The 25,778-nt window shown below is 69.7% G+C and carries 24 protein-coding genes, 1 tRNA gene and 1 pseudogene; 13 read left to right on the top strand and 13 right to left on the bottom strand.

Annotation, left to right across the window (positions count from 1 at the left end; genetic code table 11):
* Nucleotides 1-189: 189 nt before the first annotated feature.
* From ACGF8A_RS02995 to ACGF8A_RS02975, 5 genes are all read right to left on the bottom strand, one after another.
* Nucleotides 190-642: a heat shock protein transcriptional repressor HspR gene (locus tag ACGF8A_RS02995; RefSeq protein WP_393103836.1), complete on the bottom strand. Its 453-nt coding sequence runs from the start codon at nt 640-642 to the stop codon at nt 190-192.
* Between the two features lie 14 nt (nt 643-656).
* Nucleotides 657-1,853, bottom strand: coding sequence for a molecular chaperone DnaJ (gene dnaJ / locus ACGF8A_RS02990; RefSeq protein ID WP_393103574.1), 1,197 nt, complete (start codon nt 1,851-1,853; stop codon nt 657-659).
* Between the two features lie 33 nt (nt 1,854-1,886).
* A complete protein-coding gene (grpE, locus tag ACGF8A_RS02985) occupies nt 1,887-2,537 on the bottom strand; it encodes a nucleotide exchange factor GrpE (RefSeq protein WP_393103572.1) in 651 nt (216 codons plus the stop codon).
* Nucleotides 2,534-4,372, bottom strand: a complete 1,839-nt coding sequence (dnaK, locus tag ACGF8A_RS02980) for a molecular chaperone DnaK (protein WP_393103570.1) — start codon at nt 4,370-4,372, stop codon at nt 2,534-2,536. Before dnaK ends, grpE begins: the two co-directional genes overlap by 4 nt.
* Nucleotides 4,373-4,466: 94 nt before the next feature.
* A complete protein-coding gene (locus ACGF8A_RS02975) occupies nt 4,467-5,492 on the bottom strand; it encodes an MraY family glycosyltransferase (protein WP_393103568.1) in 1,026 nt (341 codons plus the stop codon).
* A gap of 205 nt (nt 5,493-5,697) precedes the next feature.
* On the opposite strand from ACGF8A_RS02975, the gene ACGF8A_RS02970 reads away from it, so the two are divergent.
* From ACGF8A_RS02970 to ACGF8A_RS02960, 3 genes are all read left to right on the top strand, one after another.
* A complete protein-coding gene (locus tag ACGF8A_RS02970; protein ID WP_393103566.1) occupies nt 5,698-7,980 on the top strand; it encodes a (Fe-S)-binding protein in 2,283 nt (760 codons plus the stop codon).
* Nucleotides 7,981-8,551: 571 nt separating this feature from the next.
* Nucleotides 8,552-9,496, top strand: a complete 945-nt coding sequence (gene sigJ / locus ACGF8A_RS02965; RefSeq protein WP_393103564.1) for an RNA polymerase sigma factor SigJ — start codon at nt 8,552-8,554, stop codon at nt 9,494-9,496.
* 103 nt (nt 9,497-9,599) lie between these two features.
* Nucleotides 9,600-10,787, top strand: a complete 1,188-nt coding sequence (locus ACGF8A_RS02960; RefSeq protein WP_393103562.1) for an NAD(P)/FAD-dependent oxidoreductase — start codon at nt 9,600-9,602, stop codon at nt 10,785-10,787.
* Nucleotides 10,788-10,812: 25 nt separating this feature from the next.
* On the opposite strand, the gene ACGF8A_RS02955 is transcribed toward ACGF8A_RS02960, so the two are convergent.
* Entirely contained in the window at nt 10,813-11,133 is a 321-nt protein-coding gene (locus ACGF8A_RS02955) for a GYD domain-containing protein (RefSeq protein WP_393103560.1), read from the bottom strand.
* A 363-nt stretch (nt 11,134-11,496) separates the two neighbouring features.
* Nucleotides 11,497-11,775, bottom strand: coding sequence for a hypothetical protein (locus ACGF8A_RS02950; protein WP_393103558.1), 279 nt, complete (start codon nt 11,773-11,775; stop codon nt 11,497-11,499).
* 28 nt (nt 11,776-11,803) lie between these two features.
* On the opposite strand from ACGF8A_RS02950, the gene ACGF8A_RS02945 reads away from it, so the two are divergent.
* Nucleotides 11,804-12,199: a hypothetical protein gene (locus ACGF8A_RS02945; protein WP_393103556.1), complete on the top strand. Its 396-nt coding sequence runs from the start codon at nt 11,804-11,806 to the stop codon at nt 12,197-12,199.
* A 335-nt stretch (nt 12,200-12,534) separates the two neighbouring features.
* Here ACGF8A_RS02945 and ACGF8A_RS02940 read toward each other — a convergent pair whose 3' ends face one another.
* The gene (locus ACGF8A_RS02940) at nt 12,535-12,894 is read right to left on the bottom strand and encodes an antibiotic biosynthesis monooxygenase family protein (protein WP_393103554.1); all 360 of its coding nucleotides are present in this window, start codon (nt 12,892-12,894) and stop codon (nt 12,535-12,537) included.
* Nucleotides 12,895-13,069: 175 nt separating this feature from the next.
* Between ACGF8A_RS02940 and ACGF8A_RS02935 the strand changes: the two genes are divergently transcribed.
* Nucleotides 13,070-14,509 (top strand): FG-GAP-like repeat-containing protein, encoded by a 1,440-nt coding sequence (locus ACGF8A_RS02935; protein WP_393103551.1) that lies wholly within the window; start codon nt 13,070-13,072, stop codon nt 14,507-14,509.
* Between the two features lie 74 nt (nt 14,510-14,583).
* Nucleotides 14,584-15,570, top strand: a complete 987-nt coding sequence (locus ACGF8A_RS02930; protein ID WP_393103549.1) for a Yip1 family protein — start codon at nt 14,584-14,586, stop codon at nt 15,568-15,570.
* An 80-nt stretch (nt 15,571-15,650) separates the two neighbouring features.
* Here ACGF8A_RS02930 and ACGF8A_RS02925 read toward each other — a convergent pair whose 3' ends face one another.
* Nucleotides 15,651-16,148, bottom strand: a complete 498-nt coding sequence (locus ACGF8A_RS02925) for a phosphoribosyltransferase (protein ID WP_393103547.1) — start codon at nt 16,146-16,148, stop codon at nt 15,651-15,653.
* Between the two features lie 32 nt (nt 16,149-16,180).
* Nucleotides 16,181-16,756, bottom strand: coding sequence for a dCTP deaminase (gene dcd / locus ACGF8A_RS02920; protein ID WP_393103545.1), 576 nt, complete (start codon nt 16,754-16,756; stop codon nt 16,181-16,183).
* A gap of 533 nt (nt 16,757-17,289) precedes the next feature.
* On the opposite strand from dcd, the gene ACGF8A_RS02915 reads away from it, so the two are divergent.
* Nucleotides 17,290-17,363, top strand: a tRNA-Gly gene (locus tag ACGF8A_RS02915).
* A 41-nt stretch (nt 17,364-17,404) separates the two neighbouring features.
* Here the strand turns inward: ACGF8A_RS02915 and ACGF8A_RS02910 are convergent.
* The gene (locus tag ACGF8A_RS02910) at nt 17,405-18,793 is read right to left on the bottom strand and encodes an IS1634 family transposase (protein WP_393103543.1); all 1,389 of its coding nucleotides are present in this window, start codon (nt 18,791-18,793) and stop codon (nt 17,405-17,407) included.
* Nucleotides 18,794-18,898: 105 nt separating this feature from the next.
* Between ACGF8A_RS02910 and ACGF8A_RS02905 the strand changes: the two genes are divergently transcribed.
* From ACGF8A_RS02905 to ACGF8A_RS02880, 6 genes and pseudogenes are all read left to right on the top strand, one after another.
* A complete protein-coding gene (locus ACGF8A_RS02905; RefSeq protein WP_393103541.1) occupies nt 18,899-19,273 on the top strand; it encodes a VOC family protein in 375 nt (124 codons plus the stop codon).
* A gap of 123 nt (nt 19,274-19,396) precedes the next feature.
* Nucleotides 19,397-20,634, top strand: a pseudogene (locus tag ACGF8A_RS02900) (IS701 family transposase).
* A gap of 884 nt (nt 20,635-21,518) precedes the next feature.
* Complete coding sequence (locus ACGF8A_RS02895) at nt 21,519-22,229, top strand: hypothetical protein (protein ID WP_393103539.1); 711 nt, start codon at nt 21,519-21,521, stop codon at nt 22,227-22,229.
* Nucleotides 22,217-22,735, top strand: a complete 519-nt coding sequence (locus ACGF8A_RS02890) for a hypothetical protein (RefSeq protein WP_393103537.1) — start codon at nt 22,217-22,219, stop codon at nt 22,733-22,735. Before ACGF8A_RS02895 ends, ACGF8A_RS02890 begins: the two co-directional genes overlap by 13 nt.
* Nucleotides 22,736-23,015: 280 nt before the next feature.
* On the top strand, nt 23,016-23,555 hold the full coding sequence (locus tag ACGF8A_RS02885) for a winged helix-turn-helix domain-containing protein (RefSeq protein WP_393103535.1): 540 nt from the start codon (nt 23,016-23,018) through the stop codon (nt 23,553-23,555).
* The gene (locus ACGF8A_RS02880; RefSeq protein WP_393103834.1) at nt 23,552-24,124 is read left to right on the top strand and encodes a transposase; all 573 of its coding nucleotides are present in this window, start codon (nt 23,552-23,554) and stop codon (nt 24,122-24,124) included. Before ACGF8A_RS02885 ends, ACGF8A_RS02880 begins: the two co-directional genes overlap by 4 nt.
* 569 nt (nt 24,125-24,693) lie before the next feature.
* Here the strand turns inward: ACGF8A_RS02880 and ACGF8A_RS02875 are convergent.
* Nucleotides 24,694-25,137, bottom strand: a complete 444-nt coding sequence (locus ACGF8A_RS02875) for a PIN domain-containing protein (protein WP_393103533.1) — start codon at nt 25,135-25,137, stop codon at nt 24,694-24,696.
* The gene (locus tag ACGF8A_RS02870) at nt 25,134-25,400 is read right to left on the bottom strand and encodes a CopG family transcriptional regulator (protein WP_393103531.1); all 267 of its coding nucleotides are present in this window, start codon (nt 25,398-25,400) and stop codon (nt 25,134-25,136) included. The genes ACGF8A_RS02875 and ACGF8A_RS02870 overlap by 4 nt, the downstream gene beginning before the upstream one ends.
* Between the last annotated feature and the right edge of the window lie 378 nt (nt 25,401-25,778).

The following is a 25,778-nucleotide window of genomic DNA, read 5'->3' as shown; positions in this document are numbered from 1 at the left end:
GGGGCGTGGCCCGGGGCCGGGCACCGAGGTCGCCGGACGGGCAGAACGCGTTCACGGCGGACCGGCCCGCTGACCGTGCGGTTGCCGGACCAGCCCCCGAACTCCGCCTCACGGCCGGCCGGAACAGGAAGAAGGGGCCCGGAGGTTCGCCCTCCCGGCCCCTTCGTCGTCGGTGTCGCGCCACGTCGGTCAGTCCGACGGCTGCTGCCGCTTCGGCCGCCACACCACCAGCGCGCTGGTCTGCTGCACCTCCTGGTACGGCACCAGGTCGCGCCGGTAGGAGGCGTGCACCGCGGCCTCACGCTGCTGCATGGCCGCCGCCGCGCCGTCCAGCGCGGCCTGCATCTCCGCGACGCGGGACTGGAGCGCCGCGACCTGGTTCTCCAGTTCGATGATGCGTTTGATGCCGGCCAGGTTGATGCCCTCGTCCTGCGACAACTGCTGCACCTGGCGCAGCAGTTCGATGTCACGGGCCGAGTAGCGGCGGCCGCGCCCGGCCGTGCGGTCCGGAGACACCAGCCCCAGCCGGTCGTACTGGCGCAGGGTCTGCGGGTGCAGGCCGGACAGCTGGGCCGCCACCGAGATGACGTAGACCGGGGTCTCCTCGGTCAGCTCATAGGGGTTGCGTCGACGGCCGTTGATGTCCATGGCTTCACTCATGCTCCCTTCGCGGCCTGGAACAGCTCCGCCCGCGGGTCCTCGCCCGCGGTCGCCTCGCGATACGCCTCCAGCGCGTCACGAGCCTTCCCCGTCAGGTCCTGCGGAACACTCACCTCGACGGTGACCAGCAGATCGCCGCGGGTGCCGTCCTTGCGGACCGCGCCCTTGCCCCGGGCCCGCATCGTGCGGCCGTTGGGGGTGCCCGGCGGCAGCTTGAGCGTGACCGAAGGGCCGCCCAGGGTGGGGACCTTGACCTCGCCTCCGAGGGCCGCCTCGGTGAACGTCACCGGGACGGTGACGGTGAGGTTGTCGCCCTTGCGGCCGAAGACGGGGTGCTCCTTGACATGGACGACCACGTAGAGGTCGCCCGCCGGGCCGCCCCGCTCACCGGGCGCGCCCTTGCCACGCAGCCGGATCCGCTGGCCGTCCGACACCCCGGCCGGGATGCGCACCTGCATGGTGCGGGACGACTTGGCGCGTCCGCTGCCCTTGCAGACCTCGCAGGGGTTCTCCGCGATCAGACCGCGGCCCTTGCAGTCGGGGCACGGGTCGGTGAGGGAGAAACCGCCGCCGGAGCCGCGCGCCACCTGGCCGGTGCCGACGCACGTCGGGCACACGCGGGGTGTGCCGTTGGCGTCGCCGGTGCCGGAGCAGGCCTTGCACGGCGCCTGCGAGGACATCCGCAGCGGGACCGTCGCGCCCTCGATCGCCTCGGTGAAGCTGAGGGTGACCTCGGACTCGATGTCCTGGCCGCGGCGCGGCTGGGTCCGGGTGCCGGTCGTCGCGCCGCCCCGGTTGAACAGGCCCCCGAAGACGTCGCCGAGTCCGCCGCCGAAGCCCCCGCCCGCTCCCCCGCCGCCGCCCGCTCCCCCGCCCTGGGCGCCTCCGAAGAGGTCGCCCAGGTCGAAGTTGAAGGTGCCGCCGCCGGCGCCGGGGCCCGGGCGGAAGCCGCCGTTGCCGAACAGCGCGCGGGCCTCGTCGTACTCCTTGCGCTTCTTGGCGTCGCCGAGGACGTCGTTCGCCTCGGAGATCTCCTTGAAGCGTTCCTCGGCCTTGACGTTGCCCTTGTTGGCGTCCGGGTGGAACTCGCGGGCGAGCTTGCGGTACGCCTTCTTGATCTCGGCCTCGGTGGCGTCCTTGGGGACGCCGAGGACCTTGTAGTAGTCCTTCTCGATGAAGTCCTTGGTGCTCATCCTCGACGTCCCTCCTCTCTCATCCGTTCAACGTCAGCCCTCGTCCGGGCCACCGCTCTCCTTGTCGTCGGCCTTCACGTCGCCCTCCTCGGCGCCCTTCACGGTCTGCGCGCCCGGCTGGGGCTCGGCGACGGCCACCCGCGCGGGGCGGATGGTGCGCTCGCCGATGCGATACCCCGGCTGGAGGATCGCGACGCAGGTCGTCTCCGTGACGTCCGGCGCGTAGCTGTGCATCAGGGCCTCGTGGATCGTCGGGTCGAAGGGCTCACCCTCCTTGCCGAACTGCTGAAGGCCCATCTTGGCCGCCACGGTCTCCAGCGACTCGGCGACGGACTTGAAGCCGCCGACCAGCTCGCCGTGCTCCCTGGCCCGCCCGATGTCGTCGAGCACCGGCAGCAGCTCGGTCAGGAGGTTCGCCACGGCGATCTCCTTGACCGTGACGCGGTCCCGCTCGACGCGGCGGCGGTAGTTCTGGAACTCGGCCTGCAGCCGCTGGAGATCCGCCGTGCGCTCACCGAGCGCCGTACGCGCCTGGTCCAGCTCTGCCACCAGGCCGGCGTTCTGCTTCACGTCCCCTGCCGTGGCCGCCCCCTCCTCCGGGGCGGCCTGCGGCTCGGCGTCGTCAGGAGTGGCGCCGGAGGGGACGTCGGGCTTCTCCTCGAAGCCCGGGGTCTCCTCCGTCACGCGGCACCGTCCTTGCGCTCGTCGTCCACGATCTCGGCGTCGACCACGTCGTCGTCGGCCTTGGGCTGCTCGGAGGCGCCGCCCGCGGTCGCCTGGGAAGCCTGGGCGTCGGCGTACATCGCCTGGCCCAGCTTCTGGGAGACGGCCGCGACCTTCTCCGTGGCGGAGCGGATCTCGGCGGTGTCCTCGCCCTTGAGCTTCTCCTTCAGCTCGGCGACGGCGGCCTCGACCTCGGTCTTGATCTCGCCGGGGACCTTGTCCTCGTTGTCCGCGAGGAACTTCTCCGTCTGGTAGACCAGCTGCTCGCCCTGGTTGCGGGACTCGGCGGCCTCGCGGCGGCGGTGGTCCTCCTCCGCGTACTGCTCGGCCTCCTGGCGCATCCGGTCGACCTCGTCCTTCGGCAGCGAGGAGCCGCCGGTGACGGTCATCTTCTGCTCCTTGCCGGTGCCGAGGTCCTTCGCCGTGACGTGCATGATGCCGTTGGCGTCGATGTCGAAGGAGACCTCGATCTGCGGGACGCCGCGCGGCGCCGGGGGCAGACCGGTCAGCTCGAACATGCCGAGCTTCTTGTTGTACGCCGCGATCTCGCGCTCGCCCTGGTAGACCTGGATCTGCACCGACGGCTGGTTGTCCTCGGCCGTGGTGAAGATCTCCGAGCGCTTCGTCGGGATCGTGGTGTTGCGCTCGATCAGCTTGGTCATGATGCCGCCCTTGGTCTCGATACCGAGGGACAGCGGGGTGACGTCGAGCAGCAGGACGTCCTTGACCTCGCCCTTGAGGACACCGGCCTGGAGCGAGGCGCCGATGGCGACGACCTCGTCCGGGTTCACACCCTTGTTGGCCTCCTTGCCGCCGGTCAGCTCCTTGACGAGCTCGGCGACGGCGGGCATACGGGTGGAGCCGCCGACGAGGACGACGTGGTCGATCTCGCCCAGCTGGATGCCGGCGTCCTTGATGACGTTGTGGAACGGCGTCTTGCAGCGCTCCAGCAGGTCCGCGGTCAGCTGCTGGAACTGGGCGCGGGTGAGCTTCTCGTCGAGGTGCAGGGGGCCCTCGGCGGATGCGGTGATGTAGGGCAGGTTGATCGAGGTCTCCGTGGAGGAGGACAGCTCGATCTTCGCCTTCTCGGCGGCCTCGCGCAGGCGCTGCAGCGCCATCTTGTCCTTGCTCAGGTCCACGCCGTGACCGGACTGGAACTGCTTGACCAGGTAGTCGACGACGCGCTGGTCCCAGTCGTCACCACCGAGGTGGTTGTCACCGTTGGTGGCCTTGACCTCGACGACGCCGTCGCCGATCTCCAGCAGCGAGACGTCGAAGGTGCCGCCACCGAGGTCGAAGACGAGGATGGTCTGGTCGTCCTTGTCGAGGCCGTACGCCAGGGCGGCGGCGGTCGGCTCGTTGACGATGCGCAGGACGTTCAGGCCCGCGATCTCACCGGCCTCCTTGGTGGCCTGCCGCTCGGCGTCGTTGAAGTAGGCCGGGACGGTGATGACCGCGTCGGCCACCTTCTCGCCCAGGTAGGCCTCGGCGTCCCGCTTGAGCTTCTGCAGCACGAAGGCGCTGATCTGCTGCGGGTTGAAGGGCTTGCCGTCGAGCTCGATCTTCCAGTCCGTGCCCATGTGACGCTTGACCGACCGGATGGTCCTGTCGACGTTCGTCACGGCCTGGCGCTTGGCCACCTCGCCGACCAGCACCTCGCCGTTCTTGGCGAAGGCGACGACGGACGGCGTGGTCCTGGCGCCCTCGGCGTTGGTGATGACGGTGGGCTCGCCGCCCTCCAGAACGCTGACGACGGAGTTAGTCGTGCCCAGGTCGATGCCGACCGCACGTGCCATGGTTGATTCCTCCAGCTGACTTGAGTGGAACAGGCTCAAGTGTGCATGACGTCCGCGCCGGGGTCAACAGACCTGAGTCATACGGACTCAACTCTTATCCGTTCCTTACACGCAAGCGCCCTGTGACCTGCAAGGACGCGGCATCATGAGCGGAGGTTGCCGTCAACCGACCGCGCGTTCTCACCCGCAGCAGTCCGAGCACGAGGACCAGCGCGGCGCCCGCGACGCCGAGCACGGCGACCCCGTCGGCCCACCCGGCGTGCACCAGGACACCGACGAGCACCCCGGCGAAGGCGAGGGCGCCGAGCACGACGGTCACGCCCTGCGGAGTCAGCCCCAGCCGCCGCAGCCGGTGCGCCAGATGGTCGGGCCCGGGCCTGCCGGTGAACCGTCGCGCCAGCACCACGAGCAGCACATCGGCGCTGGCCACCGCGGTGAACGCGAACAGGGGGCCCACGGAACTCCCGGGCGCGTACCCCACACGGGTCAGCACAACCGCGGCGGCGAGCACGAACCCGGTGAACAGTGACCCGCACGCGCCGAGCGCGATCCGCGCGGGGTGCCAGTTGTGCATCAGGAAGCCGGTCAGCGCGGCCGCCAGCACGCTCAGCAGCACCGCGAGCCCGTCCAGCAGCTCCACCGCCGCGCACACCCCCACCCCGAAGGCGGTCACCACTCCGACGGTCCCCACCAGCGCGTCCGCGTGATCCAGTGCCCGGAAGGCCACGGCGACGGCGGCGATCCAGCCGACCGCCAGCACCCCGCCGACGACGCCGGCCTCCTCGTACGGCACCACGCAGGCGGCCGCCCCCGCCGTACCGCACAGCAGCAGCCGCGCCCGCAGCCGCCACAGGTCGGCCAGCAGACCGAGCAGGGCGACGGCCCCGGCGGCGATCAGGAGCCTGCCGACGCCGGAGCCGAGCGGGGCGACGCCGGTCCACTCGCCGGCGCCCGCGACGGCGAGGGTGGTCACCACCACGGCCACCCCGCCGAGCAGCGGCAAGGGACGGGTGCGGCGGCGGTCGAGCAGTCCGAGGCGCAGCGCCGGCACGCGCAGGGCGGCCGTGAGCAGCGATGCGAGGAAGAGGGCCGCGACGGCGGCGGCGAGGCCGTAGAGCACGGTCTTAAATTAGGCGTGAATCTATCAATTTGGTACGAATAACACGTTCGGTTCGGGAGGTAACGGGTCCCGTTCGTGAGGCAGCCCTCAGCGATCCAGATCACCCCACGCCTGGCTACAGTGCGACGAGGGATGCGGGTAGTCTCAGACGGACTGGGTAAGTTACCGCTTAGTAATCTCCCTCGCAGGCCCGAGGAGCCCCCAAATGCAACTCGCCGCGATCATCGTGTCGCTGGTCCTGACCGTGGTCGGCGTCGCCCTGCTCGCGCGCGCCGTCGGTCAGTTCGTCCGGTACTTCAAACTGGGCCAGCCCGTACCCGCCGGCACCCGGACCGACAACCCCTATCAGCGCAGTGTGACGCTGGTGCGGGAGTTCCTCGGTCACACGCGGATGAACCGCTGGGGCATCGTGGGCGTCGCCCACTGGTTCGTGGCCGTCGGCTTCCTGACGCTGCCGCCGACCCTGGCCCAGGCGTTCGGCCAGCTCTTCCAGGCCGACTGGGTGCTGCCCGTCATCGGCGGCTTCCTGCCGTTCGAGCTCTACATCGAGTTCATCGGTGTGATGACGATCCTGGGCATCGCCGCGCTCATCGTCATCCGGCTGCTGAGCCTGCCGTCCCGGGCCGGCCGCAAGTCCCGTTTCGCGGGCTCCAAGTCGGGCCAGGCGTACTTCGTCGAGTACGTCATCCTCACCATCGGCCTCGCGATCTACGTGCTGCGCGGCCTGGAGGGGGCCCTGCACCACGTGGACCACTACGAGGCGTCGTACTTCGCCTCGTACCCGCTGGTCCTCGCCTTCAAGGGCCTCGGCGTCAGCACGCTGCAGAACCTGGTCTACCTGGTCGCCATGATCAAGATCGGGACCTCGTTCATCTGGATGATCGTGGTCTCGCTGAACACCAACATGGGTGTGGCCTGGCACCGCTTCCTGGCGTTCCCGAACATCTGGTTCAAGCGCGAGGCGAGGGGCGGGACGGCCCTCGGCGCCCTCCAGCCCATGACGTCCGGCGGCAAGCCGATCGACTTCACCGACCCCGGCGACGACGACGTCTTCGGCGTCTCCCAGGTCGAGCAGTTCTCCTGGAAGGGCCTGCTGGACTTCTCCACCTGCACCGAGTGCGGGCGCTGCCAGTCGCAGTGCCCCGCCTGGAACACCGGCAAGCCGCTCTCCCCGAAGCTGCTGATCATGTCGCTGCGCGACCACGCGCACGCCAAGGCGCCCTACCTGCTGGCCGGCGGCGGCAAGACCATGGAGGGCGAGGAGAAGGCCTCCGAGGAGCAGCTGGCCGGCGTCCCCGCCGCCGCCCTGGCGGAGGCCGAGCGTCCGCTGATCGGCACCGCCGAGGAGAACGGCGTCATCGACCCGGACGTGCTGTGGTCCTGCACCACCTGCGGCGCCTGCGTCGAGCAGTGCCCGGTCGACATCGAGCACGTCGACCACATCGTCGACATGCGCCGCTACCAGGTGATGATCGAGTCGGCGTTCCCGTCCGAGGCGGGCACGATGCTCAAGAACCTGGAGAAGAAGGGCAACCCCTGGGGCCTGGCGAAGAAGCAGCGCCTGGAATGGCTCAAGGAGGTCGACTTCGAGGTCCCGGTCGTCGGCAAGGACATCGAGGACCTCACCGAGGTCGAGTACCTGTACTGGGTCGGCTGCGCCGGCGCCCTGGAGGACCGCGCCAAGAAGACCACCAAGGCCTTCGCGGAGCTGCTGCACATCGCGGGCGTCAAGTTCGCGATCATGGGCGGCGACGAGAAGTGCACCGGTGACTCCGCCCGCCGCCTCGGCAACGAGCCCCTCTTCCAGGAGCTCGGCATGGAGAACGTCATGGCCCTGAACACGGCGTTCGGCGAGGAGCTGGACGACGACGGCAAGGTGACGGAGGAGTCCCGCAAGCCCAGGTCGGCCAAGAAGATCGTCGCCACCTGCCCGCACTGCCTGAACACGATCGCCAACGAGTACCCGCAGATCGGCGGCGACTACGAGGTCATCCACCACACCCAGCTGCTCCAGCACCTGGTCGACGAGGGCAAGCTGGTCCCGGTGACCCCGGTCGAGGGCATCATCACCTACCACGACCCCTGCTACCTGGGCCGCCACAACAAGATCTACACGCCGCCGCGCGAGATCATCGCCGCCGTCCCCGGCATCCGCAACGAGGAGATGCACCGCCACAAGGAACGCGGCTTCTGCTGCGGCGCCGGCGGCGCCCGGATGTGGATGGAGGAGCGCATCGGCAAGCGCATCAACAACGAGCGCGTCGACGAGGCACTCTCCCTCAACCCGGACATCGTCTCCACCGCCTGCCCGTTCTGCCTGGTCATGCTGACCGACTCGGTCAACGGCAAGAAGAACGACGGCACCGCCAAGGAGTCCGTCCAGGTCGTCGACGTCGCCCAGCTCCTCCTCGACTCCGTCAAGACCCCCGCCGCCCCGGAGGGTTCGGCGGACGCGGAGACGGAATCGGAACCGGAACCGGTGAAGTAGCCCTCCCTGACGGGCCTGTTGCCGGCGCCCCCGTCCCTGGCGGACGGGGGCGCCGTCGTACTGCACGGGTCACGCCCGGCCGTCGGCGCTCCTCACGGAGGCCGGCGACGCGGGTCACTTCGGCCTCCGGCACGGCACCGGCGACGGCTACGGGAGCGGGCGTCAACGGCCCCGGGCCATCGGCAACACGGGTGGGACATCTCCGTGGACGGCCCCGGCACGGCACCGCCAACCCCGGCCCGACGCGCACCTCCACGGCCCCGGCCCCCAGCCAGCGGCATTACCGGTAGGACGCCTGTGCCAACGGCAACACCGGTAGGACGCCTGCGCCAACGGCAACACCGGTAGGACGCCTGCGCCAACGGCCCCGGCACGACACCACCCACCCCGGCACGACGCGAACTCCACGGCCCCGCCACGCCACCGCCGACTCCGACGGGACGTGGCCGACGGGACGCGGGCCTCGACGGCGATCCTCACGCAGCCGGCGACGCGGGCGTCGACAGCCCTCGCACGGCAGGGGACGCACCGCGCGCCGGCGGCACGCACCGGACTCGCTAGGATCCCGCCCATGGCCCTGACCGTGAACGACGTGGACCGCTTCGAGGCGTTCAGGCCCCGGCTGGAGGCCCTCGCCTACCGTCTGCTCGGCTCAGCGAGCGAGGCGGAGGACGCCGTACAGGAGACGTTCCTGCGCTGGCAGGCCGCCGGCACCGGCCACATCAGGGTCCCCGAGGCATGGCTGACGAAGGCGCTCACCAACCTGTGCCTCAACCAGCTCACCTCGGCCCGCGCACGGCGCGAGACCTACGTGGGCCATTGGCTGCCCGAACCGCTGCTCGCCGGGGACCCGATGCTCGGCCCGGCCGACACGGCCGAGCAGCGCGAATCGGTGTCGTACGCCGTCCTCGCCCTGCTGGAGCGCCTCTCCCCCGGCGAGCGGGCGGTGTACGTGCTGCGGGCCGCGTTCGACTACCCGCACCGGGAGATCGCCGAGATCCTGGACATCACCGAGGCCTCCAGCCAGCAGATCTACCACCGCGCCAAGAAGCACGTCGCGGACGGCAGGACCCGCGCGGAGATCGACATGGCCGCCGCCCGGCGGGTCGTCGACGAGTTCCTCGCGGCCGCCACCACCGGCGAGACCGAGCCGCTCGTACGGCTGCTCACCGAGGACGCCGTGGCGATCGGCGACGGCGGCGGGAAGGTCCCGGCCCGCGCCAAGGCGTTCGAGGGCGCTCTCGCGGTCGCGAAGTTCATGCGGGGGCTGTTCAAACCGGCCAAGGCCAAGCGCGACATGGTCGGCGGCTCGCCCGAGGTCCATGTCACCAGCGCCAACGGCGGCCCCGCGATCGTGGCGGTGATCGACGGCAGGGTGGTCGGCGTCATGTGCCTGGAGATCACCGCCGAGGGCATCTCCGCGTTCCGCAACCAGGCCAACCCCGACAAGCTCACCCGCGCGACCCGGCGGTGGGCGGCCGAGGACCACGGCGAACCCCTGTTCCACGCCTTCTGACCCCACCCGTCGTCGATGTGAGCTGCTTCACATCGTCTCGCTGTCAGGAAACGGCGGGCCGCCCGGTTCAAGGGGCGAACCCGCTCAAGACAGGAGCATGCAGATGCAGCACCGCATCATCGTCCTCGGAGCCGGATACGCCGGAGCCGTCGCCGCCGGACGCCTGGCCAGGCGGCTGCGCCGCGAGGACGCCGTCATCACCCTCGTCAACGCCGAGCCCGACTTCGTCGAGCGCGTCCGGATGCACGAGCTCGCCGCCGGCCGGCAGCTTAGGCCCCGGCCCCTCGACGAGATGTTCGCGGGCACCGGCGTCGTACTGAAGATCGCGGAGGTCACCGGCGTCGACGTCGAGCGCAGGGCCGCCGCCGTCCGCACCACGCAGGGCGCCGAGGAACTCGAGTACGACACCCTGGTCTACGCCCTCGGCAGCGGCTGGAACGGCCAGGGCGTCCCCGGCGCCGCCGAGCACGCCCACGAGATCGCCGGCCGCCCCGGAGCGCTGCGGCTGCGCGAGCGCCTGGCGCGGCTCGATGCCGGACAGCCCCTCGTCGTGGTGGGCGGCGGCCTCACCGGCCTGGAGGCAGCGACCGAGTTCGCCGAGGCCCGTCCGGACCTCGATGTCGCCCTCATGGCGAGCGGCGGCCTCGGCGACTGGCTCTCGCCCAAGGGCCGCCGGCATCTGCGGAAGGTCTTCGACCGGCTCGGGGTCACCGTGCACGAGCACACAGCGGTCACCGGCGTCGAGGCCGACCACGTCGTCACCGCCGGCGGCACCTCCGTACCGGCCGCGGTCACCGTGTGGACCACCGGCTTCGCCGTCCACCCGATCGCGAGGGCGACCACCCTGCGGGCCGACGGCACCGGCCGGCTCGTGGTCGACGGCACCATGCGCTCGGTCTCCCACCCGGACGTCTACGTCATCGGCGACGCGGCCATGGTGAAGGGCCCCGGCGACAAGCCGCTGCGGATGTCGTGCGCCTCGGGCATCCCCACCGCGTGGCAGGCTGCCGACGCCATCGCGGCCCGCCTGACCGGCGGCAAGCTTCCGAACACGCCGCTGCGCTACTTCAACCAGTGCATCTCGCTGGGCCGCAAGGAGGGCCTGATCCAGTACGTCACCGCCGACGACCGCGCGGTCGACGCGGCCCTGACCGGCCGGCTCGCCGCCCTCTACAAGGAGCTGGTCTGCAAGGGCGCGGCCTGGGGCGTCGCCAACCCGACCCTCGGGATGCCGGCCCGCCGCCGCGCCGCACGGGAGACGGCGGCACAAGCGGCGTCGGCTGCCGCCTGACGGGAACGGCGCGGGCGGGCCCGGATCACTCGCCGGGAGCGCGGAAGGAAACCTGCCGGCGGGTGGCCTCGTCGATCTCGTCGAGAGTCAGGAGAGGCGTCGCCCGGGTGCGCAGGGCGCCGCTGGCCTTGACGGTGAGGCTGACGGCGGCCATGGAGACCGGGTCCGGGAAGTCGATGATGATCATGACGTCGTCCTCCCCGAAGGTGAAGTACATGGCCTCGACCGACCCGCCGAGGCCGCCGACGACCTGCTCGACGGCGGCACGACGCCCGCTCGCGCCCTCCCTGAGCAGCCCCTTCGTGCCCTCGGTGGTGTAGGTGGCCTGGATGAGGAACTTCGGCATGGGGTGCTCCTGCCCGGCGCTGGTCGGCTGTGGTGTGCCCCATGGCCCTTCCCGCTGCCCCGCCGGCGACCACTCAAGAGGGGGCCGGATTCACTCGTAGGACCCCACCCAGGCCGCCGGGGGATCACGTGGGACCCCAAGGACCCGGCGGACACCGTCACCCGCACCACCGCCCCGCCAGCCCCGGTCCGACGCCGCAGCACCCTGCCGGGAAGCCGCCCACCGGCTCACCGGCACCGAGGTCCCGACCGCCACCGTCTGACGCGGACGGACCGGCGCGTATATGGAACCGAGACCATCCCGTGCGCCGCTCCGCGCAACCCCGGCCCCGTACGGCGTGTCTTGGAACTGGTCGCCGGCCGATCACCCGGCGCCCAGGGCTCGCCGGTCGAGGAGAGGATGCGCGATGCGGGGTCTCAGAGGTGCGTCGGTCATCGCCGTCATGGGCGGGATCCTGGTGCTGACGGGGTGCCAGGACTCACCGGGCTCCCGGTCCGCCGCGACCGCGTCCTCCGCGACCGCGTCGTCCGCGGCATCGCCTTCCCCGCATGCCGCCCCGGTGGCAGACACGCCGTCCGCCATCCCCGCCACCCCCTCGCCGGGCACCTCCACCACCAGCACGCCCCCGAGCCCGGCGGCCACCCCCACCCCATCCCGCACCACCGGCCCCGTGAAGGCCGCCACCCCCACCCCGGCGAGCACTTCCACCGGCACCCCGGGCTGCCACAACCTCCCCGCGGGCGCCGACGTGAAGGCCGCCGTCACCGACGCCTACCGGCGCAGCTTCCCCCGCTTCCGCCACATCCAGCCGGCCCCGCAGCAGTTCTTCTACGGCCGGTGCGGCGACGTCCGCTACGCCGCGACCCGCTTCCAGGCCACCCCCGGAGCCACGCTCGACGAACTCGTGGCCATGCAGGACGAGGGCAGCGTGACCAAGTACTTCCGCACCACCACCACAGGCGGCTGGAGCTACGTCGCCGGCGACAGCTTCCCCCGTGGCGCACAGGGCTGCGGCGACATCCCGCTGATCCCCGCGGCCCTGGCCGAGGCCTGGGCGAACTGCTGAGCCGCGAAGCCGAACAGCCACACCCGTCCACCGGCCCACCGAAGGCCCAGAACCGTCGACCGGCCCGCCGAGCAGCCGCACCCGTCCACCGGCCCGCCGTCGCACCCGTCCACCGGCCCGCCGAGCAGCCGCACCGTCCACCGGCCCACCGTCGCGGCCGGCCAGGCGGCCAGAGGCCGGACGACCGGACGACCGGTCGACGGGCCGGACGGTGGGACCGGACGACAGAACGACGGGCCCGACAGTGCGACCGGACGACCGGCCCGTCGGGTGCGACGACGGCGACGGCCCCTGCCCCGCACGGGCCGGGACCGCCGCCCCGCCTCCGAACGCCCCTACGCGTCCTTCGGCCCCGCCTGCTGCACCACGTCGAACGACCAGAGCGTCGACCCCGAAGCCGCGGGCCGGGGCCGCTCTCCGCCTTCCCCGGTCCCTTCCCCGGCCCCTTCCCCGGCCCCGCCACCCTGCTGGTGGGCCGCCTTCATCGGCCCCTCCATCCAGGCCTGGAACGACTCCTCGTCCCGCCACCGGGTGTAGACGAGGTAGTTGTCCGTGCCCTCGACGGGACGCAGCAACTCGAACCACTCGAAGCCGTCGGAGCCCTCTACGGCGTGCGCGCGGGACGCGAACCGCTTCTCCAGGACTACCCGCTGCTCGGCAGGGACGGTCAGCACATTGATCTTGACTACGCTCATGGCTCCATCCTGCCCGCTGCGCGTGCTGAACGCCGTACCGGATCCGGTCCGCACCACCACCACACCACCACACCACCAACCCTTCCTCCTCGAGGCCCCCGAACCACGTACAACCCTCCGGCCCCGCCAGAGGTCTCCCGAGAGCTGTCACCACTGGAATTCCCTGGAGCCCGCCTTGCGCAAGCGCACCCTCCTGCTGGCCGCCACGCTCACCACCGGCCTGCTCACCGCCCTCCCCGGCACCGCCGCCGCCGCGCCGTCGGGACTGGCGAGCGACTTCAACGGCGACGGCTACCGGGACGTCGCGTTCGGCGCGTGGAACGCCGATGTCGGCTCCGCGAGCGGTGCGGGCGCGGTCGTCGTGATGTACGGCTCCTCCTCCGGCATCTCGACCGCAAGGAAGACCGTGATCACGCAGAACTCCGCCGGCGTCCCGGGAACCGCCGAGTCCTCCGACCGCTTCGGCTACAGCCTCGCCGCCGGCGACCTCAACGGCGACAAGTACGCCGACCTCGTGGTCGGCTCCCAGTACGAGGGCGTCGGCACCCGCAAGGGCATCGGCTCCGTCCTCGTCGTCTGGGGCGGCACGAAGGGCCTGACCGGCGCCTCGGCGCTGCCGCAGCCGCCGGCCGGCCAGCTCACCGAGTGGGGCGGCTACTCCTCCGGCGTCGCCACCGGCGACTTCGACGGCGACGGCAGGACGGACGTGACGGTCACCGGCCAGAGCCACACCCACCTCTACCGCGGGCCCTTCACCCGCACCGGCGCCCCGCTGAGCCACCACGGGATCGGCGAACTCGGCTCCACGTACGAGGTGTTCGCCGGCGACCTGACGGGCGACCGGGCGGCGGAGCGCCTGTACCCGTTCGCCACGGACGCCGACCTGCGCGGCGACATCCGCTACTTCCGCCACGACCCCACGGGCCACGCCGAGCACCCCGAGTCCGACTACGCCCAGGTGAAGCTGGAGAAGGCGGACGGCGAAGCAGGCGCGATCGGCGACATCAACGGCGACGGCCACGGCGACGTCGTCCTCGGCGACCACACCGACCCGGAGAGGGCCAGGCCCGGCGGCCACAAGGGCGGCCAGATCACCGTCTGGTACGGCGGCAGCAACGGCCCCGACCCGGCGCAGACGCCGACCGTCATCCACCAGGACACGGCCGGTGTGCCCGACGTGGGCGAGGCCGCCGACGGCTTCGGCACGGCGGTCGCCGTGGGCGACGTCAACGGCGACAAGTACGCCGACGTCGCCGTCGGCACACCGGGCGAGGACAACGGCCCGGCGAAGGACACGGGTTCCGTGATGATCCTCTTCGGCTCGGCCTCGGGGCTGACGGGCGCGGGCGCCAAGCTCTACACCCAGAACACCACGGGCGTGCCCGGCAGCAACGAGACCGGCGACTTCTTCGGCCAGGCGGTCCGCCTGACCGACCTCGACAAGGACGGCAGGGCCGACCTGGTCGTCGGCACCGCCTACGAGAACGAGGCCGGCGGCGTCACCGTCCTGCGCGGCGCCACCACCGGCCTCACCGCCACGGGCGCCAAGTCCTTCACCGCCGCCGGCGCCGGACTGAAGGGCAACGCCGCGCTCGGCTGGGTCATCTCCCGGTGACGCACACCTCAGGGGTGTCCCTGAGGGACATGTGGAAAGGCCCGTAAGGGACCTCCACATGACGTCCGTAGGGGATGTCACAGCTCGGCAGCAAAGCCGGGCCCGGTACCCCGGGCCCGGCCCGCCGCTCTCCGAGACCAGGTACGTTCGATGACGTGGCTGGATTCAGGATCGGACGCGGCCGGAACGACCGCGCCCCGCACACGCGACCGCAACACCCCCCGCACGGACAGCAGGCGCCGGGGCCGTCGTACGGCTACCCCCAGGCCCCGCAGCGGCACCCGCACCCAGGGCAGCAGAGCTACGGGAACGCCCCCTGGCCGCAGACGAACGGCGGTTACGGCGGTCCGGGCGGCGGCGAGCCGGAGTACTTCGGCGACGACGGCGTGTACCACCAGGGCGGACCGGACCCGTACGCCGCGAACAACCCGGGCCACACGCAGGCCTTCGCGGTCGGCGAGGACCCGTACAGCCAGGGCGGCACCTACCGCGCCGGCACGGCTCCGGCCGCCCCGGCCGGCCCGCGCCTGCACTGGAAGGAGCTGCTGAGGGGCATCGTCCTGGCCCCCGGCCAGACGTTCCTGCGGATGCGCGACTACACGATGTGGGGCCCGGCCCTCGTCGTGACCTTCCTCTACGGCCTGCTCGCGGTCTTCGGCTTCGACGGCGCCCGCGAGGACGCGATCAACGCCACCCTCTCCAACGCCATCCCGATCGTCCTTTCCACGGCCGTCGCGATGGTGCTCAGCGCGTTCGTCCTGGGCGTGGTCACCCACACCCTCGCCCGCCAGCTGGGCGGCGACGGCGCGTGGCAGCCGACGGTCGGCCTCTCCATGCTGATCATGTCCATCTCGGACGCGCCCCGGCTGCTCGTCGCGACGTTCCTGGGCGGCGACGCCCCCTTCGTCCAGATCCTCGGCTGGGCCACCTGGGTCGCGGGCGGCGCCCTGCTGACGCTGATGGTCTCCAAGTCGCACGACCTACCCTGGCCGAAGGCGCTCGGCGCGTCGGCGATCCAGCTGATCGCCCTGCTGTCGATCGTGAAGCTGGGCACGGTGTAGCGCGCGTTCTCCCCACGGCCACGAAAGGGGCCCCGGCGATCGCCGGGGCCCCTTTCGTGGCCGGATGCCGCCTTGCCCGCTCAGGCGTCGAGCACCTGCCCGGAGCGCTTCACGACGGGGGCTTGGACGGACCACGGGAAGTTGATCCACTCGTCGGTGCGCTTCCAGACGTACTCGCACCGCACGAGGGAGTGGGGCTTCTCGTAGATGACGGCGGAGCGCACCTCGGCGACCGCGTCGAGGCAGAAGTCACGCACGAGCTTGAGCGTCTTGCCGGTGTCGGCGACGTCGTCGGCGATCAGGACCTTCTTGTCGGAGAAGTCGACGACGTCGGGGACGGGCGCCAGCATGACGGGCATCTCCAGGGTGGTCCCCACGCCCGTGTAGAACTCGACGTTCACCAGGTGGATGTTCTTGCAGTCGAGGGCGTAGGCGAGCCCGCCGGCCACGAACACCCCGCCTCGGGCGATGCTGAGCACGATGTCGGGCTCGTACCCGTCGTCGGCGACGGCCTGCGCCAGCTCGCGGACGGCGACGCCGAACTGCTCGTAGGTGAGGTTCTCTCGTACGTCACTCATGTCACTGATGTCACTCACGTCAGTCAGGAAGCTCAGACCTGGGTCCGGTGGAAGTTGAGGAAGGACCGGGAGGCGGTGGGCCCGCGCTGCCCCTGGTACCGCGACCCGTACCGCTCGCTTCCGTACGGGGACTCCGCGGGCGAGCTGAGCCGGAACATGCACAGCTGGCCGATCTTCATGCCGGGCCACAGCTTGATCGGGAGCGTCGCGAGGTTGGACAGCTCCAGCGTCACGTGCCCCGAGAACCCGGGGTCGATGAACCCGGCGGTGGAGTGGGTGACGAGCCCGAGACGGCCGAGCGAGCTCTTGCCCTCCAGGCGGGAGGCGAGGTCGTCCGGGAGCGTGATGACCTCGTACGTCGAGGCCAGCACGAACTCGCCGGGGTGCAGGATGAACGGTTCGTCGCCCTCGGGCTCGACCAGCCGCGTCAGATCGGCCTGCTCGATGGAGGGGTCGATGTGCGGGTACCGGTGGTTCTCGAACACCCGGAAGTACCGATCCAGCCGCACGTCGATGCTCGACGGCTGCACCATGGATTCGTCGTAGGGATCGATCCGCACCCGCCCGGCGTCGATCTCGGCCCGGATGTCCTTGTCTGAGAGAAGCACGCCCCGAGGATACGCAAGGCGCGCGGAGCCACCACAATCGCGACGACCCCACGCGCCCACGGCGAGACCTCTGCCTCTGCTTCTGGCTCTGCCTCTCTGTCCGCTACCGCTTCTGCAGACTCACCGGCACGACACTGCGCAGCCGCGCACATCGCGGACAGCGCAGGAGCCGACCGGGGCCGAGGCGATCGGCCTGCTGCATCGGGAACGAGGCGGCGGTGAACACGTGCCCATCGGCACAGCGGACGACGGTGCGCTCCATCAAGTCCTGAAGTCCCTTCCCCAAAGAACCGCGTCTGGCTGACGCCCTGACGAGGAAGGCCACATTACGGGATGAATGGGACGCCCCTCCAGGCGGCACTCCGACTCCGCCCAGCCCCTCTCCCGCACCTCCACCGTACGCCCCAACTCCCGCGCCCCGCAGCCACATCCCACCCTCCGAACAACCGCAGGCCCCACGGCATCGGCGCCGGGGGCCTGCGATGAGGTACAGTAAGCGAGCATTCGGACACCGACCTCGGTCGGCGTCTTACGCGGGTGTAGTTTAATGGTAGAACATCAGCTTCCCAAGCTGAGAGCGCGAGTTCGATTCTCGTCACCCGCTCCAACACGAACCCCCAGGTCATAGACCCGGGGGTTGTTTGTTGTCTAGACCAGTGGCCGGGGCACGCACCACATCCGCACCATGACCTGGTGGATCCGGCTGAGCTCGGTGTTGATCGTGGGCCAGGTCTGTTCGGTGCGGCGTTCGGCGACACGGATCAGCAGCAGGGCGAGCCAGCACAGCAGGACGTGGGCGCGTATCCGCTCGTCGAGGCGGTGGTAGACCGGCCGCAGGTCGAGAGTGGATTTCATGGTGCGGAAGGCGCGTTCGGCTTCCAGCAAGTTCTTGTAGCCAAGCGCGACGTCCTCAGCGGGCAGGTCCGGGTCGCTGGTGGCCAGCAGGTACTTGCCGTCCAGGCGGGCCTCGGCTGCGACCTTGGCGGCGTCGATGGACAGCCGTCCGGTGGTGGGGTGCTGCTTGAGCCAGCGGCCCAGCGCCGGGTGGTCACGCAGCGCGCACTCGGCCTTGCGGTGTGGCGCGTCCGAGGGGGCCGCGCGCTTGCCGGTCTTGGCGGCCTTGGCCTTCGCCCTGGCCGCGTCGGTTCGACGGGCGGTCTTGATGCGGGTTAGCTCCTCACGGGCCGCGGCGAGTTGGTCCTCGCGGCGGGCCTGGTCGCGCTCGGCCTCGGCGGGGTTGTGGCAGATGATGAAGCGCCTGCCCTCGTCGCCGTCGAGGTGGACTTCCTTGACGCGCAGGTTGTCGCGTACTTCCTGGTAGCGGCCCTGGCGGGCGAGGGCCTGGTCGGCGAGGCGGGAGCCCTCGCGCATCTTGATGCCGGTGATGTAGTGGCCGCCGGCCCGCTTGAGGTAGGACTGGTCGGCCTCGGAGGAGAAGCCGGTGTCGCAGACGGTGACCACCCGGCCGAGCCGCCAGTCCCGCAGGCCGTCCTTGACCTCGGTGATGACGGTCTGGTCGTTGGTGCCCCCGGGCCAGGTCCAGCAGCGAACCGGGATGCCCTCGCGGGTGACGGCCAGTCCGATGACGATCTGCGGCAGGTCCTTGCGGTGGTCCTTGGAGTGCCCGTACTGCCGCAGGCTGGAGTCCTCGCCGTCCGGGTCGTCGGCCTCGTCGCGCTCGAAGTACGTCGAGGTGGTGTCGAAGAAGACCAGGTCGACCTCGAGGTTGAGCAGGTGGGCGGCGGAGAAGAACACCGCCTCCTGCACGGCGCCCTGGACATCGGCCTGAACCAGCAAGTCCATGGCCCGGTAGGCGTGCTGTTCGCTGAGCGCGTCCAGGCCGGGGATCACCTGGTCGCAGGTGGCCCACTCGGCGGCGGCGAGCTTGGAGGCCGGGGCGATCGCCCGGTTGGCGACCAGCGCGAACAGGGTGCGCTCGACGGCGGTACGAAACTTCCGCCCGTCGATGCGCGAGGCCAGGGCGGTGTCGATGCCCAGGAGTTTCCATAGCCCGTCCAGCAGCCAAGCTCTCCCCATCCTATGGTGGAACGCTACCCACCGTCGGACCAACAGTACGGGTAGCTCGCCCGACTAATACTCCAGCTGTAGATCGTGATCAGGGGTCGTGAGACGCTGCCCTTCGTGATCGCCAAGCTGCAGTGTGTGGTGCTGGACTGTGCCGATGTCGTTGAGCTGTCCCGGTTCTACCAGTCGCTTCTCGGTGGTGTAGTGAACCAGCAGGATCCGCGGTGGTCGCTCGACGACGGCTGGGCAACGCTTCACACCGACGGGCTCGTGTTCGCCTTCCAGCGGGTGGAAGACCATCAGCCACCACGGTGGCCGGAGCCTGCTCGGCCCCAGCAGTTCCACCTCGACCTGGGTGTCAAGGACCTGGACCGAGCCCAGGAAGACGTCCTCAACCGGGGCGCAACACTGCTCGATGAGGGGGAGGGAAAGCGGAGTTGGCGCATCTTCGCGGATCCGGCAGGTCACCCGTTCTGTCTCGTCCGGGACTGACAGGAGGGACCGCAGGGGTGCGGCCACCGTTGATCATCGTGAGTTGTGTGGACTGACGATGAGACGGTGGCCGCAGGCCACAGCATAGATCTCGCCCGATGGCGGGAGGCGTTCGAGGTGGCCATGAGCCGGATCGCAGGCCGGTTCAGCCGCTACGAACCCCGGCTGCGGGCCGGGCGGTTGGTGCTCGGCCTGCTGTCGGACCTGCCGCGCAAAACTGCTGGACGATCGCGGAATGGGCCGGGGAGGCCAGCCCGCACGGCATGCAGCATCTGCTGTCCCGGGCCGTCTGGGATGCCGACGCCGTCCGCGACGATGTACGCGAATACGTCGTCGAGCACCTCCACGACGAGGCCGCGGTACTGGTCGTCGACGAGACCGGCGACGTGAAGAAGGGCACCCACACGGTCGGCGTCCAGCGCCAGTACACCGGAACAGCCGGACGGATCGAGAACTCCCAAGTAGCGGTCTACCTCGTCTACGCCGGCGCCCGGGGACACGCGGCGGTGGACCGGGAGCTGTACATCCCACGCTCCTGGACATGCGACCCGGACCGCTGCCGGGCCGCCGGGCTCGGCGAGGACACCGTCTTCGCGACCAAGCCGGAACTGGCCCGCACGATGATCGAACGCTTTCTGGACGCCGGACACCACGTGGGCTGGGTCACCGGGGACGAGGTCTACGGCGGCAACCCGAAACTGCACACGGCTCTGGAGGAACGCGGCATCGGCTACGTCCTTGCGGTGGCCTGCGCAGCCGAAGTACCCTCGGGCGCAGGAAAGTTCTGCGCCGATGCCCTCGCGGCGAAGGTGCCGAGGCGGGCCTGGCAGAAGCTCTCGGCCGGACGCGGCGCGAAGGGGCAGCGGTTTTACGACTGGGCCGTCATCGACCTTGCCGATCCCCGCCCAGGCCGTCACCAGCTGCTGATCCGCCGCAACCGTACAACCGGCGAACTGGCCTACTACCGCTGCCACTCGCCCAGTTCGGTGCCGTTGACCACTCTGGTTCGGGTCGCGGGATCAAGATGGCGGGTCGAGGAGACCTTTCAATCCGAGAAGGGGCTGGCCGGACTCGATGAGCACCAGGTCCGCCGCTACCCCTCGTGGAGCCGCTGGGTCACCCTGGCGATGCTCGCCCACGCCTTCCTGGCCGTGGTCCGCGCCGACGAACACGCCCGCAACCCCGCCCCGGACACGCTGGTCCCGCTGTCCTGTAACGAAATCCAGCGCCTGTTCATCACTCTCGTCGTCCAGCCCCTCCACGACGTCGCTCACCGACTCGGCTGGTCCGACTGGCGACGCCGCCATCAGCAGCGATCACGCACCAGCCATTACCAGCGGCAAGTCGCATCCCAGCCATGAAGATCACGATCTACAGCTGGAGTACTAATGCGGTGGTCGCAGGGTGAAGTCGCCGCCGGCAGTCTGCAACGACCGTGGGGCAGGCGCAGCATGCGGAGCCCCGGTGTAGCGGATGCGTCGATCTCCCAAGCACAGCCAAGGGCGGCTTGCTGAGTTTCGCCGAACCGGACATCTGAGAGGACGACTTGCGGTAGGTCTGCCTTATTGAGCGATGGAGCTCGGGCCCAGACGGAGGATAAGCATGCGGGGAAGAGAGCTCCCGTATACCAGTGCGTTCGGCCAGCGTGACGCGATGGAGTACATGCAGGAGTGTTACGCAGACGAAGGTGTCGACCGCTCCGGGGAGCCAGCGGTACTGGTGCGCGCCAGTGCTGCCGGCAGCCGTGAGGTCTTCCACGGTAACGAGCACTGCGGCCTCATGGTCGGCGACGGACGAAACCTAGCTGATGCCAGTTGGATGCTCCTGGGCGATGCACGGGACGTGACGTATCGACCGTGTCAGCGCTGCGGTTCTCCCACCACATAGACCTAACCGGCCGTGCCCACGCCCTCGTGCCGCCCTCGGTCGACCGTCTCAGTTTCCGTCTCATTCAGTGCCGTTCACGCACGTTCAGACGGGACCGAAGACGGAAGCTCCTTCCAAGACCGGCCGCCCATGAACGCAGGTGAACGGCCTGTTCGCGGCCCTGCCGGACACCACCACAGTTGGAAAGCGTGTTGGTGATGCAGGGCTTGAGTCCGGGAGGGCCTGTTGAGCAGCGGGATGCGGGGACCTCAAATCCCGCTCATACTTCCGAACTTGTGGTTGTTCTGTGCATGCCCTCTCCGTAGTGTCTCGACTACTTGATCGCCACGGGGGCGATCCACCGAGACCAGGTGGTTCCATGAGTAACACGCGCATTCCGAGAACTGCGCTGACCCTTGCTTGCCTGACCCTCGCGACCGTGGTCGCGGCCACTGGCCCGGCAGCCGCTGAAGACCCGACTCCCGCAGTCACCGACGTCGCGGTCATGGAGACCGCTGCTCCGCTGGAGCCGGAGGAGACCGACCTCGTCGAGGGAGGACCCACGACAGATGCGCCCGCTCCTTCGGTGACGCTGGACGACGACGTTTTGAGCCTGCCCGCGCCTTCGTCCAAGCCGGGAAACGAGGCCACACCGGACGCGCAGGCCTGCGTGGACGGCTACCGCTATTACCCCACTTCGAAGGAGAAGGACTACCACAAGGGAGTAGGCGCGACGCAGTCCAACTACAACGGGACGTCGCACACCGCCAAGTCGATCTTCTACTCCGAAGTCAGCGGCACGGTCCGCATCGGCGTCTCGGGCGAACTCAAGGTGAGCGGTAAGGCCGCCGTCATCGAGATCGAAGGCAAGTTCGGCGTCGACGTCTCCACCGAGCTCTCCGCGAAGATCGGCAACAGGGTGGAGGTCTCAACGCCTCCGAAGAAGACCACCAATGCTCGCTACGGCGTCTACCGCCTCAAGTCCAAGGGCTACAGCCAGTACGTGTACATGAACTGCACGCGCGGCGTGAAGCACAACGTCACCCTCTACACCCCCCGCCGCGTGGGCTGGTACCTGTGGGAAAACTGACCACCCGTCGGCGTGGCGCCGTATGGGCCATCATGCTGATGGCAGCCACCGCCTGCACATCACCGGAGAGCGACAGCGACGAACGGTCCGACGCCCCATCCACCTCCTCGGCCCCCTCGGCTGCCAGCACCTCACCCACACAGCAGGATGGCGCTCCCACACCGCCGGAACTCGATACGGGAATGGGTGAAACCCTTGCCGGGCAGCGTGCGGTCACTCGCGGCAACGCCAGCCTTGAGTACGCAGGTGGTGCCAAGGGCAAGGCACTCATCGTTGCTGTGAGCTGCAAGGGAGACGGTTCGATCACCGTCAACGTGCCTGTTGTGAAAACGTCCTTCCCCCTTCAATGCAGCGTTGGGGAAGCAGCCGTCACTTACAACCAGCTCGCTCTCAGTGCTGCGGACAAGCCCGGCACCGTATCGGTGACCGCACCGTCGACCGTCACCTGGTCGGTCACCGTCGGCCGAGGCGATCCCGCCTCAGAGGAAGCCCCCTCAACAGGCTGACCCCTCGGCCCGCAGGCAGGCCAAGATCCAGCGTGTGTCGCAGCCTCTCCCCACAGCGGTGGTGAGAGGCTGCGCGGCTGCCCGCGTGATGTGCAGCTCGTCTCCCATGCCTGTGGTCATGCACGAGAGACCGGACACGGCACCCTGCTGGCAAGGCTCCGTCTCATTCCCGGTCCACGGCCGTTCAGACAGGACCGGATTCCAGCCTCTCGCAGCTACTGAGGTTTTCGGGTTGTCGTCGGGTGGTGACGGTTCATGATCCCTGCGGTATGCCGGTGGGGTGAGGTATCCGGAGGGTGGGGGCCTGACCGCTGAGCGTCGGGCGTTTCGTGAGGGGATCCGGCTTCAGGCCGGGCAGCGGTTCGCGGCGGGTGAGAAGACCGCGGTGATCGCGAAGGACTTGCGGGTGAGCGTGCGGTCGGTGGAACGCTGGCGTCGTGCCTGGCGCGAGGGCGGCATGGAGGCCCTGCGCTCAGCGGGTCCGGCGAACGCCCCGACCGTCACCGACGCCCAGTTCGCCGTGCTGGAAGAGGAACTCGGCAAGGGACCGGCAGCTCACGGTTTCGAGGACCAACGGTGGACCCTGGTCCGGGTTCAGACGGTGATCCTTCGGCAGCTGCGGGAGAACCTGTCGGTGGCGACAGTGTGGCGGTTGCTGAAACGGCACGGCTGGTCCTGGCAGGCCCCCACCCGCAGAGCACTCGAGCGTGACGAGCACGCCGTGGAGCTCTGGAAGAAGGAGGTGTGGCCCCAGGTAAAAGGCTCGCGGCGGCGTGCGAGGCCTGGATTGTCTTCGAGGACGAAGCCGGCTTCTCGATGACGCCGCCCCGTGGCCGCACCTGGGGCCGGCGTGGACACACTCCTGTCGTCCGCGTGCGTGGCCGTTCCCGCCGCCGGACCTCGGTCGCCGCACTGTGCTGCTACAAACCCGGGGAGAAGAGCCGTCTCATCCACCGTCCCCGCACCCATCTCCTGCTCAAGGGCGCACGCAAGAGCTTCTCCTGGAAGGACTACCGGGACCTGCTGGTACGGGCACACATCCAGCTCGGCGGCCCGATCGTGGTGGTCTGGGACAATCTCAACACCCACCTGGCCACCGGGCTGAAACGGTACGAGGCCGAGCACGACTGGCTCACCACCGTCCGGCTTCCGCCGTATGCGCCCGACCTGAATCCCGTTGAGGCCGTCTGGTCACTCGTGCGCAGAGCGATGGCCAACACCGCCTTCGACACACCCGACGACCTCGACCGCAAACTCCGCCGCGAGTTACGCAGAATCCAGCTCCAGCCTCGCCTGATCGACGGCTGCCTCACCGCCACCGGCCTGACTATCAACCCACCGACCCCTCCGCGAAAACCTCAGGAAACAGCCGCCCATGAACGCAGGTGAACGTCCCTGCACACAGCCCACCACCCAAACACCGTCTCTGAGGCGCTATCCAACGCGCCTGCTCGTACGGTGGATTCGTCGGAGTCGCGCACCGCGGAGACCGCACCACAAGCGCACCAGATCGAGCGGGGAACAGCGGGGAATCACGGTGAAAACACCCCAGCCCGAAGAGACCACGAACCAGCCATTCGGGCAGGTCAGCCCACCGATCAGGTCCTAGAGATCCGCAGCTTCCCAAGCTGAGAGCGCGAGTTCGATTCTCGTCACCCGCTCCATAATGAAACCCCAGGTCAGCGGCCTGGGGTTTGTTTCACTCGGGAGTTGTTGCTGGGTTTTACGAGTGCTCCCACACCCGAGATTGGGCACGCGGAGGGCACGCGCGCCTCGCGAGGGCGGCCCCATCACATCGCAACGTAGCGCTGACCTGCGCCTTCACTTGGATGAGCCGGAAGCGAGCTCTCAGCCTGCTGTTCCTGGGCGATGGCGGACGCCCGTCCTGCACGTGCTTCGTTGTGGGCGGTGCACAAGCCCCTTGCGGGAGCGGGCACTTGACCGCCGAGGGCCCTGCGTCAGAGCGGGAGGTCGTCGGGGAGTACCCGGAACGCCTTGTAGCGACCCAACGGGCGTACGGTCCGGAAGTCTCGTCGGTCGAGGGTGAGAATCGCGTCCGTGTCGTAGTCGGCGGCAAGCGCCACGTTCACAGCGTCGGCGAGGTCGAGGTCCAGCGCGCGGTAGCGGACACGGACAGACTGGGCGGCACCCAGGTGATCCTCCGTGATCTCCGGCATGACGACACGACCCCGGCTCATCCAGCGCCTCAGGTCGTCGACCGCGCTGAGGGCAGCCTCCCTGCCGAGCTCACGCGTCGCCACGTGATCCAGTTCGGCCAGCAGGAGCGGGGACATGACCAGCAGGCCCGCCGCCATGATCGCCTCGTTCGCCGCCCCGTGTTCCGGATGAGCCGAGTCCAGGGCTGCCAGAAGGCCGGACGTGTCGGCGATGACAATGATCACGCGACGGATCCGGAACCCGAGCTGGTCTCCCGCTGGACGGCCTCCGCGACCGTGTCGCGGACCTCCGGCTTGGACAGTGTGCGCCCCGGCCCCTCGAAGGTGCGTGAGAACAGCGGCTCGTGCCAGACCCGGTTCGCCATGGCTGCAAGGTGGATGCCCTGACGGATGATCTCAGCCTCGCTTATGCCCCGGCGCTTGGCGGCCTCTTTGATGATCGCCAGGTCCTCGGGGTCGGCGTAGACGTTGGTGCGCTTCATGGACATGTACCAAGTATAGTCCATGTACCGTTTTGGTGTATCCGCGCGCTTCCCCTTGTTCCACAGGCCCCACCCATGGACAGCCGGCGACCGCCGCGCATGCGCGTCCGCAACCACAGTCGTCCTGGACACGAGCACCTGGGGCAGATCCCTCCCTAGACCCGTCGCCCCGCCCCCGGACCAATTACTCGGGAGCCATGCCCATGGCGTGCCCGTAAGGACAGAAAACCACGGTCAACAGCGGTGCATCCCGGCCAGCACGACCATCTTGAGGGCCAGGTATCCGCCCTGGTCAGAGCCCATGGAGCCGGTCCGGGCGCCGTCGCTTCCCAAGCTGAGAGCGCGAGTTCGATTCTCGTCACCCGCTCCACGAAGAAGGCCCAG

Source organism: Streptomyces sp. NPDC047706 (genome assembly GCF_043204795.1).
Lineage (GTDB): Bacteria > Actinomycetota > Actinomycetes > Streptomycetales > Streptomycetaceae > Streptomyces.
This window is presented reverse-complemented; position numbering and strand designations above follow the sequence as displayed.

What these genes read in the sequence shown, in the direction of transcription:
- sigJ (WP_393103564.1), top strand. Translation starts at nt 8,552, where the DNA reads ATGGCCCTGACCGTGAACGACGTGGACCGCTTCGAGGCGTTCAGGCCC.
- ACGF8A_RS02880 (WP_393103834.1), top strand. Translation starts at nt 23,552, where the DNA reads ATGACGCCGCCCCGTGGCCGCACCTGGGGCCGGCGTGGACACACTCCT.
- ACGF8A_RS02940 (WP_393103554.1), bottom strand. Translation starts at nt 12,894, where the DNA reads ATGAGCGTAGTCAAGATCAATGTGCTGACCGTCCCTGCCGAGCAGCGG.
- dnaK (WP_393103570.1), bottom strand. Translation starts at nt 4,372, where the DNA reads ATGGCACGTGCGGTCGGCATCGACCTGGGCACGACTAACTCCGTCGTC.
- ACGF8A_RS02955 (WP_393103560.1), bottom strand. Translation starts at nt 11,133, where the DNA reads ATGCCGAAGTTCCTCATCCAGGCCACCTACACCACCGAGGGCACGAAG.
- ACGF8A_RS02910 (WP_393103543.1), bottom strand. Translation starts at nt 18,793, where the DNA reads ATGGGGAGAGCTTGGCTGCTGGACGGGCTATGGAAACTCCTGGGCATC.
- ACGF8A_RS02870 (WP_393103531.1), bottom strand. Translation starts at nt 25,400, where the DNA reads ATGTCCATGAAGCGCACCAACGTCTACGCCGACCCCGAGGACCTGGCG.
- ACGF8A_RS02930 (WP_393103549.1), top strand. Translation starts at nt 14,584, where the DNA reads ATGTCACAGCTCGGCAGCAAAGCCGGGCCCGGTACCCCGGGCCCGGCC.
- dnaJ (WP_393103574.1), bottom strand. Translation starts at nt 1,853, where the DNA reads ATGAGCACCAAGGACTTCATCGAGAAGGACTACTACAAGGTCCTCGGC.
- ACGF8A_RS02925 (WP_393103547.1), bottom strand. Translation starts at nt 16,148, where the DNA reads ATGAGTGACGTACGAGAGAACCTCACCTACGAGCAGTTCGGCGTCGCC.
- ACGF8A_RS02970 (WP_393103566.1), top strand. Translation starts at nt 5,698, where the DNA reads ATGCAACTCGCCGCGATCATCGTGTCGCTGGTCCTGACCGTGGTCGGC.
- ACGF8A_RS02960 (WP_393103562.1), top strand. Translation starts at nt 9,600, where the DNA reads ATGCAGCACCGCATCATCGTCCTCGGAGCCGGATACGCCGGAGCCGTC.
- ACGF8A_RS02895 (WP_393103539.1), top strand. Translation starts at nt 21,519, where the DNA reads ATGAGTAACACGCGCATTCCGAGAACTGCGCTGACCCTTGCTTGCCTG.